Raw genomic sequence first — 1861 nt, forward strand, 5'->3', positions numbered from 1 at the left:
CTTATGATGAGAAGACTATAAGTGATCCTACAGTTAAAATCCAACTTTCATTCCTGAATGATGCATTGGTTTGCTTAATAAAGAAAAGGGTATCTGATGATGCGGTGAAAAATATTAATAAAATAATATTTTCCCTCAATAATTCCTCGAACTCAGCCTTCAAGATACTAGTTTACCTTAAAGGACGATATGACAGAAATAACAGCAGAATATCATTTAAACAGAATTATGGTTGGATTACAAACTACCAATCGATGACCTATGAAGATTTATTTCGTGAGATTACTTCAATGATGGAAACTCTGTTAAATTATGATGAGTATGAACTAGCATTGTTAAACACCATACCCAAAGATGATCAAGCCAAATTCATATTAAGAAAGGAGAATCTAATCAAACAATCTACAGCAGGTATGATGCTCGGATGTTTACCAGAACATATCAGAGAAGGATACTTTAAACAATGGGGACATACAGCAGATTTTCAGACTGACGAAATTGTAGACATTGTAGTTGGTTCCAATGTCAACAATTCTCAGCCAGTTAACCATGGTTTCTTAGCGAATGCATATAACAAAAACTATAAGAAAGAAAACAGAGACAAAAAACCACATTTCCGCAAACAAAAAACTAAGCCCAAGTGCCTATACTGCGGAAAACCGCATAAGCCCAGTGAGTGTAAAAGACTATTCCAAGATAATCCTGATGCTGAGGTATTCAAAACTTTTGGTCCTCCAAATCTCGATGAGGAGCTATTCTGTGCTTTTGAGTACACTATCCAAGAGAAACCTGAGACATGGATATGGGACTCTGGGGCCAGTACTCACATGTGCTGCAATAAACAATTCTTCATGGAATATAAGGAATTAAAAATACCTGATTATGTAAAAGGCATTGGAGGCTCATTACCAATTATTGGATATGGGAAAGTGAAAATGAATAACATGGAGCTTACTAGAGTAGCATATGTGCCTGATCTGGGTATAAACCTTATTTCGCCTGAACAAGCTTTTCAAGATGGTGTAAAATATATATCCATGACAAAAGATCGACTCAAAATCTATCTTAAGACCAGGAAAGACCCGATTGTCATAAAGAAAAAAGGAAAATTCTTCACTCAGGAGAATACCGCCTTAAGACATGCTCCACCAATCAAACTAACCGAACAAACTTTTGCTTTTCTAACATACGTAGATCCAATGCTACCTAGACAGATTCATAGGGAAACTAAAGCTAGTACAATGCACGCTAGACTAGGTCACCCAAATTTTGAGGTGTATAATGTCATGGCTAAATCCATGAACCTACCAAAAATTGATAGGAATAAATGGAGTAGCTGCCCAACTTGTAATCTCAGTAAAGGTTTAAATTACAAGGGTCAACTTTCAAAGACCAAATACACTGCACCTTTGCAACTGGTACAAATTGATCTCTGTGGGAACTTTACATACAGCAATCCATCAAAATATAGCTATTTCTTAACGATTGTTGATAAATATACCAGGATGTACTTTACCTATCCAATCCATAGGAAGCATCAGTCCGCAGAAGTGATCATATCATGGATAAAAGAGGTAGAGAATTTTTTCTCCTCTCGCGGAGGCTACAAGGTTGGCACCATTAGAACAGATAATGGGAAAGAAATTGTCAATGAACATTTGCTTCACTGCCTCGACAAAAGAGGTATCATACATCAACTTACAGTACCATATAATAGTTTTCAAAATGGGGGAGCCGAACGAGCTCATAGATCTCTTGAAGAAAAAACCAGATGTTTACTCATCGGTGGGCGGGTATATGTTGCTTTAGGGAAGCTAATTCACCATTAGTGATAACTTGACACAATATGGGATAAACAAGT

The 1861-nt window shown here is 36.6% G+C and carries 1 protein-coding gene; it reads left to right on the forward strand.

What is annotated here, in order from left to right; all coding sequences use genetic code 11:
* On the forward strand, positions 1-1829 hold a 1829-nt coding region (locus tag ACYVMZ_RS39260; protein WP_461088094.1), incomplete at its 5' end, for a DDE-type integrase/transposase/recombinase.
* Between the last annotated feature and the right edge of the window lie 32 nt (positions 1830-1861).

It is taken from the genome of Streptomyces deserti, from assembly GCF_054782695.1.